The sequence below is a fragment of the Actinoplanes sp. NPDC049802 genome (assembly GCF_040656595.1).
Classification (GTDB): domain Bacteria; phylum Actinomycetota; class Actinomycetes; order Mycobacteriales; family Micromonosporaceae; genus Actinoplanes.
Genome location: NZ_JBFAMR010000049.1, coordinates 56751 through 63216, shown reverse-complemented (window position 1 = coordinate 63216; position 6466 = coordinate 56751). Strand labels below are relative to the sequence as shown.

Below are 6466 nucleotides of genomic sequence, written 5' to 3'. Positions count from 1 at the left end.
TGGACCGTCGCGTCGGGCACATCGGCCACCCATTCCGCGATCGCGGCGTACGAACGGTAACCGGCCACCACGGCGCACACCGCCGCGGTCACCACCACGCCGAGCTGATGCCGGATACCCCGCCGCGCCCGCGGATCACGCATCGCGGCCAGTACAGCGGGCAACCCAGCAGCGGTTTCCGGCACGGTCAGAGCCGGTGCATCGGACAGAGACGAGATCAGCGATGATGGCAGTGCGGGCATGACTCACTTCGGATAGATCATCGTGGCGTAGGAACCTTGATGATCTTCTGAACCGGTCATGCCCGTCTTGCTGCCGCCAACCGAGGCGCTTCTACCTTGATCCACTCAAGTCGGACACCGTCATGACTTTGCCGGGGCCCTGGCTATGGGACGGCCGGCGACCGTGACGCCGTCACGGTCGTGGCGAACACCCTTGTCACGGGACGGCATCGAGCAATCACCCGGCAGCCCTGTCCACGCCCGGTCAGCACACGTGTCAGCTCAGAGTGACGTTTCCTGGATCAAGATGAATTCTTCGGTTGCTGCCGGCGCAAGCGGTGATGCGGCACGCCGGCCGCACTGAGCAGGCCGGCGAGCACGGTCGAGCAGTGTTCGAGAAAGACCGGGACATGCTGGTCGTCGCCGAGATGGCAGGCGGCGGCGAGGGCGCCGAGGTTGAGCGGGTCCAGGTCGGTCACGTCATGCAGGTCCAGGACCAGCCGGACCGGCCGGATCCGGCGCACCGCGTACACCAGGGTGCGGCGCAGTTCGCCGGCGTCGCCGGGGCCGACGTTGCCGTGCGGCCGGATGACGACGACGCCGTCCGGGGTGGTTTCGACGTCGACCGTGAGACCGGTCATCGCGCCACCTTCCGTTTCCCATTGATTCGCGGAATTGTCAGGTTAGAACAACGCCATCAACACGTCGACACCGGAGACAAAAGAGTTCACCGGTTATGGCCACGGCGGCGCAAAGGGTCCCGCCGCTTGCGGTCGTCCGTCCCGGAATCGGTTTGCCATTGTCCGGCCAAACAGGTCTGCGACATTTCTCACGCGCGGCGTGGACAGTCGTGACGGAAAGCCACGGGAGATGGCTTGAGTCACTTGCGGGCGGGTACTTCGATCGATGTCTCCGGCCGAAAGCTAGGTCACGCTAGGTGCATGGATGACAACATTCTGCTGAGTGACGCCGAGGTTCAGGCGCTGGATCGAGTCGCTCGCGCAGTACAGGAACGCTATCCCGATGTGCCGGCCGAAACCATCGCGCGACGCCTGCGAACCGCCCATCAACAGTACGAACTGGCACCGATTCGCGACTTCGTGCCACTGCTCGTGGAGCGGGCGCTCGTCGCCGAGTTGCGCACTGGACTGCCGCCGGACCGGTAACCCGGCCACTCGAGGCGCGGCACATCGGCTGATTCCGCGGGGCGTGCATCTTACCCCTTTCCACCGGGCGGAAGCCTAGGTGAACGCTCCGCGGACGAATGCTTAACCCAGGGCGCACGATTCGGTGAACAATGGGCCTACGATGGCGCGGACCACTGTGGACAGCATCCGGACGGAGGCCGCTATGGCGAAGAAGGACAAGAAGAGCAAGAAGGACAAGAAATCCAAGAAGGCCAAGAAGAAGTGACACAAGGCGGGCCGCGCGATTTCTGACAGCCGCGGCCCGCCCGCACCGGCACTCGTTCCCGCGCACTGCCGCCGAAGAACCGGGTCACGGTGCCCCCACACGTCCCACCGACGCTGTTCGCGCTTCCGGGAACCTGGACTCCGATTCCGCTACCCTGCCGTCGTCGACTGCGGCATCATCACCGTGCCCGCTCCGCCGTCGACGGAGCGGGGCGGGCACCGCCGTACGGCTGGCCGTGTTCCCAGACAGGAGAGCAGCGATGTTCGGCAGGTCCATCGTGGTGGGATCCGACGGCACCGAGTCGAGCAACGCGGCGGTCGACTGGGCGGCCCGGGAAGCTCTCGCGTGCCGGCTGCCGCTGCGGATCGTCCACGTTGTCGGCGCGGGCCGGGAGCAGGCCGGCTCCCCTGCCGACGGGGAGCATCTCGGCCGTGAAGCGGCGGAGAGCATCGTCGCCGCGGCCCGCGACCGCGTCCGGCGAGTCGCGGCAACGATCGCGGTCGAGACCGACACGGTCACCGGGGACGCGGCGCCGTGCCTGCTCGAAGCCTCACGCGGCGCCGAGGTCCTCGTTCTCGGCAACCGGGGGCGCGGCGGCTTCGCCGGCCTGCTCCTCGGCTCGGTCAGCCAGAAACTCGCCACGCACGCCGTTTGCCCCGTCGTGGTCGTCCGTGGCCGCACCGGAGAAGCCGGTGGCCCGATCGTCGCCGGGGTCGACGACTCCCCCGCCGCCGGTGTGATCCTGGAGGACGCCTTCACCATGGCGGCCGCCCATGACCTGCCGATCACCGTGCTCCGGTCCTACCTCCCGGTGAGCCCGCTCAGGCTGTACGACGTCGTGCCGGAAGCACTCGTCACACCCGAACAGGACGACACCGAACGCGCCCGTCTGCACCAGTTGCTCAGGCCATGGCGCACCCGGTTCCCGACCTTGACCGTCGACGTCGAGGTCACCCACGCCGGAGCGGCCCACGCACTCGTGCGGGCCTCCCGGCACGCCGGCCTGATCATCGTCGGCAGCCGCGGCCGCGGCGAACTGGCCGGCACGATGCTCGGATCGACCAGCCTCCAGGTCATGCACCACGCCGAATGCCCGGTCCGCATCACCCGCGAAAGAGCGTGAGATGTCGCCGCTATACGGGCCACATCGACGCGAGGACGCTCGGCAGAGGGCGGCCCGGTGCGTCACACAGCAGACTGAATCACTTCGACCATGGCATACGACAGGATGCTCTATGCCTATACTCGTCGCATGACAAGTCGAATTCTGCGGTTGATGGGTGCACATGACATCCGTGTCCGGCTCGGCAACCTCTCCCGTCAGCGCGTCTACCAGATCACCAACAAGACCAACTTCCCGAAACCCGTCGCCGTCCTCGAAGCGGGCAAGATCTGGCTGGCCGACGACGTCGAGGCCTGGATCGCCGAGCACCGCTCCGGCCAGCCCCGCACCCACGACTGAGAGCCACCCGCGACGCGATTCACCCGGCTGGCGAGGTGACGTCTCGCCGGCGCCGACCGGCGCCGGCCGTTCGACCGGAGACGAGCGCAAGCCCGCACGGGTCGTGGGGCTCGCGGATGTGGGGGCGCCCGGGCCGGCGCCGTTCATCTCAGGCTGAGGAAGATCAGGAGCATCTGACTTTCGCCGTCGCTCACTTCAGCCGCCGGTGGCGCCGTGATGTCGGCCGGCCCGCCGAAGTCGGTGAACGTCACCACCCTGGTGACGTCGGACTTACCTTCACCGGTGACGGTGGCGGTGATCCTCGAGAAACGGCCCGCCTCGTCCAGATCGCCCCTGACCGGCAGCTTCCTGGTGCTTCCCGAAAGGCTGCCGGGTTCGTTGATGGTGGCCATGCCCGTGTACGAGTGGTCGCCGGTGGCGGTGACGCCCTTGGCGCGGGTCGCGAGGCCGGTCAGATTCCACGGGAACTCGTCGTGGAAGATCACGCCGCTCTCGCGGAAGTTCGGCAACCGGGTGCGGATCCAGCCGCCCGCGGCGAACTGTGCGGCCACGGCCTTCGACATCATGATGGTGTCCAGCTTGTCGCCGGTTACCCGGACGTGGACGTCGGACCCGATGCGGCGGACGACGTGGTCCTCACCACTGATCTCCCAGTTCCTGGTCTGCGCGTTCACCACGCCGGTGAAGTCCAGCGGGGCGTAGTTGAGATCCCGGGCGAAGCGCGCGGACTCCGTACCCAATCGGTCTTTCGCCGCGGCGAACGCCTGTGCCGGGTCGGACGGGACCGGGGCGGCGGAGGAGGGCGCCGGGTTCGCGCCGACGCCACCGTCCGCGGCCGCGGAGCAACCGGCTCCCCCAACCGCCATGAGAACCGCCGCACTCGTGGCCAACAGCCGCCCGACTCGCATCCGCCCCGCTCCCCTGATCATGAGGGGCCGCCACTGTATCGAAGGCATGGATCGAGCGTGAGCGGGTGACCATGTCGCCCCGGGCGTCCGCAACCAGCGAAGGCTCCTTGTGGAGGTTCCTCCCGCCTTTTCAAGCGACAGGGCTTTCGGCCCGGCGGACCACATACCCCCGGGGGTACATTGCGGTGGTGATGATGAACCATGGAAGTCCCGGCAGGAGCAGGATGAAAACGATCGTGGTGGGCGGGGTCGCCGGTGGGATGTCGGCCGCGACCCGGCTGCGCCGGCTGGCGCCCGAGGCGGAGATCATCGTTTTCGAACGAGGACCGGAGGTGTCGTTCGCCAACTGCGGGTTGCCGTACTACGCCGGCGGCGTCATCGAACACCGCGATGATCTCCTGCTGCAGACGCCGCGGAGCCTGCGCGCCCGGTTCGACCTCGACGTACGGGTCCGCACCGAAGTGCTGGCGATCGACCGAGAGCAGCGCCGCGTGCGGGTTCGCGACCTGGCCACCGGCCGCGAGTACGACGAGACCTACGACCACCTGGTGCTGAGCCCCGGAGCGGCGCCGATCGTGCCGGACCTGCCCGGCGTGGAACGGGCGCTGGTGCTGCGGTCGGTCACCGACGCGGACCGGCTGGCCGCGGCGGTGGCCGACGGCGCGCGGTCAGCGGTCGTGGTGGGCGGTGGATTCATCGGCCTGGAGGTCGCCGAGAACCTGGTCCATCGAGGCCTGGCCGTCTCGGTCGTCGAACGTGACACCCAGGTGATGGCGCCGCTGGACCCGGAGATGGCTGCACCGGTGCACGCCGAACTGGCGGCCAACGGGGTCGGCGTGCACCTCGGCAGGACGGTCGTGAAGATCCTCACCGAGGCGGTCGAACTCGACGACGGGCGGCTGCTGGACGCGGACCTGGTGGTGCTGGCCATCGGCGTACGCCCGGAGACCGGCCTGGCGCGCGAGGCCGGCCTCGCCCTCGGCCCGCGCGGTGGCATCGAGGTCGATGCGGGCATGCGCACCAGCGACCCGCACATCCACGCGGTCGGCGACGCGGTGGAGAAGACGGACCGGATCAGCGGCGAGCCGGTGCTGATCCCACTCGCCAACATCGCCAACCGGCAGGGCCGGCTCGCCGCCGACGCCATCGCCGGACGCCCCGTCGATCTCGGTGGCCGCACCGGGACCGCCATCGTGCGGGTCTTCGGCCTGACCGTCGCGATGACGGGCACCAACGAGAAGCGGCTCCGTGCCGCCGGACGCGGTCACCGGGCGATCCACACCCATCCGGCCTCGCATGCCGGTTACTACCCGGGCGCCCAGCCGATGTCCGCCAAGCTGCTCTACGACGCAGCCGACGGCACGATCCTCGGCGCGCAGATCGTCGGCGGCGACGGGGTCGACAAACGCATCGACGTGCTCGCCACCGCCCTGTACGCCGGCCTGCGCGCCGACGAACTGGCCGATCTGGAACTGGCGTACGCCCCACCGTTCGGCTCGGCCAAGGACCCGGTCAACATGCTCGGCTACATCGCCGAGAACCAGCTCACCGGCACCGAGCGCACCCTTCAATGGCACGAGGTGAACGCCGCGCTCGACGACGGCGCCGTCCTCATCGACGTGCGCACCCCCGCTGAGTACGCGGCCGGCCACCTGCCCGGCGCGCTCAACCTGCCCGTCGACGATCTGCGCGAACGCCTGGCCGAGGTACCCGACCGGGAACTGATCGTCTACTGCCAGGTCGGGCTGCGCGGCCACACCGCCGTCGCGCTGCTGTCCGGCCTCGGCCACAACGTACGCAACCTCGACGGCGGCTACCGCACCTGGACCGCCGGCCACCACGCCCAGGAGAACGCACCGTGAGCAACGCCACCGGCTCCCCTCGCACCGTCGACGTCGACACGCTGCGGAGCCTCACCGCGAAAGGCGGTGGACCCCGCCTGATCGATGTGCGCACGCCGGCCGAGTTCGAGGCCGCACACATCCCCGGCTCCTACAACGTGCCCCTCGATCTTCTCCGTGAGCACCGCGACGAACTGAGCCGGCATCTCAGCGAACAGGTCGTGCTGGTCTGCCGCTCCGGGCAGCGCGCGACCACCGCCGAACAGGCCCTGAGCACGGCCGGACTGCCCACCCTGCGGGTGCTGGCCGGCGGCATCACCGCCTGGCAGGCCGCCGACGCGCCGATGACCACCGGTACGCCGCACTGGGACCTGGAACGGCAGGTGCGCCTCACCGCGGGCACCCTCGTCGTACTCGCCGTCGTGGCCAGTGTCGCAATGCCCGCCGCGAAATGGGTAGCCGCGTTCGTCGGCGCCGGGCTGGCCGTCGCCGCCCTCACCAACACGTGCGCCATGGGCATGATTCTCGCGAAGCTGCCCTACAACCGCGGGCCCCGCGTCACCGTGGAGAAGGCGATCGCCGACCTCACCGAACGGCCGTAACCGCGGCACGCGGCGGGAA

8 protein-coding genes are annotated in these 6466 nt (G+C 69.1%); 5 read left to right on the top strand and 3 right to left on the bottom strand.

Annotation, left to right across the window (positions count from 1 at the left end; translation table 11 throughout):
* The coding region (locus tag AB0I88_RS28310) for a transposase family protein (RefSeq protein WP_361031013.1) at positions 1-143 on the bottom strand (143 nt) is incomplete at its 3' end.
* A 380-nt stretch (positions 144-523) separates the two neighbouring features.
* Positions 524-862: an STAS domain-containing protein gene (locus AB0I88_RS28305; RefSeq protein ID WP_361030998.1), complete on the bottom strand. Its 339-nt coding sequence runs from the start codon at positions 860-862 to the stop codon at positions 524-526.
* A gap of 300 nt (positions 863-1162) precedes the next feature.
* Here AB0I88_RS28305 and AB0I88_RS28300 point away from each other — a divergent pair, with 300 nt between their 5' ends.
* From AB0I88_RS28300 to AB0I88_RS28290, 3 genes are all read left to right on the top strand, one after another.
* Entirely contained in the window at positions 1163-1387 is a 225-nt protein-coding gene (locus AB0I88_RS28300) for a three-helix bundle dimerization domain-containing protein (protein WP_361030995.1), read from the top strand.
* A 506-nt stretch (positions 1388-1893) separates the two neighbouring features.
* Positions 1894-2757, top strand: a complete 864-nt coding sequence (locus AB0I88_RS28295; protein ID WP_361030992.1) for a universal stress protein — start codon at positions 1894-1896, stop codon at positions 2755-2757.
* Between the two features lie 129 nt (positions 2758-2886).
* A complete protein-coding gene (locus tag AB0I88_RS28290) occupies positions 2887-3096 on the top strand; it encodes an AlpA family phage regulatory protein (RefSeq protein WP_361030989.1) in 210 nt (69 codons plus the stop codon).
* A 143-nt stretch (positions 3097-3239) separates the two neighbouring features.
* Here AB0I88_RS28290 and AB0I88_RS28285 read toward each other — a convergent pair whose 3' ends face one another.
* Positions 3240-3962, bottom strand: a complete 723-nt coding sequence (locus tag AB0I88_RS28285; RefSeq protein ID WP_361030986.1) for a hypothetical protein — start codon at positions 3960-3962, stop codon at positions 3240-3242.
* 266 nt (positions 3963-4228) lie between these two features.
* On the opposite strand from AB0I88_RS28285, the gene AB0I88_RS28280 reads away from it, so the two are divergent.
* Both AB0I88_RS28280 and AB0I88_RS28275 read left to right on the top strand, forming a co-directional pair.
* The gene (locus tag AB0I88_RS28280) at positions 4229-5866 is read left to right on the top strand and encodes an FAD-dependent oxidoreductase (protein WP_361030983.1); all 1638 of its coding nucleotides are present in this window, start codon (positions 4229-4231) and stop codon (positions 5864-5866) included.
* A 41-nt stretch (positions 5867-5907) separates the two neighbouring features.
* Positions 5908-6447: a rhodanese-like domain-containing protein gene (locus AB0I88_RS28275; RefSeq protein ID WP_361031010.1), complete on the top strand. Its 540-nt coding sequence runs from the start codon at positions 5908-5910 to the stop codon at positions 6445-6447.
* Positions 6448-6466 lie beyond the last annotated feature (19 nt).

Excerpts from the sequence above, each read along its gene's own strand:
- AB0I88_RS28305 (WP_361030998.1), bottom strand. The coding sequence starts at position 862 with ATGACCGGTCTCACGGTCGACGTCGAAACCACCCCGGACGGCGTCGTC.
- AB0I88_RS28300 (WP_361030995.1), top strand. The coding sequence starts at position 1,163 with ATGGATGACAACATTCTGCTGAGTGACGCCGAGGTTCAGGCGCTGGAT.
- AB0I88_RS28295 (WP_361030992.1), top strand. The coding sequence starts at position 1,894 with ATGTTCGGCAGGTCCATCGTGGTGGGATCCGACGGCACCGAGTCGAGC.
- AB0I88_RS28290 (WP_361030989.1), top strand. The coding sequence starts at position 2,887 with ATGACAAGTCGAATTCTGCGGTTGATGGGTGCACATGACATCCGTGTC.
- AB0I88_RS28285 (WP_361030986.1), bottom strand. The coding sequence starts at position 3,962 with ATGGCGGTTGGGGGAGCCGGTTGCTCCGCGGCCGCGGACGGTGGCGTC.
- AB0I88_RS28280 (WP_361030983.1), top strand. The coding sequence starts at position 4,229 with ATGAAAACGATCGTGGTGGGCGGGGTCGCCGGTGGGATGTCGGCCGCG.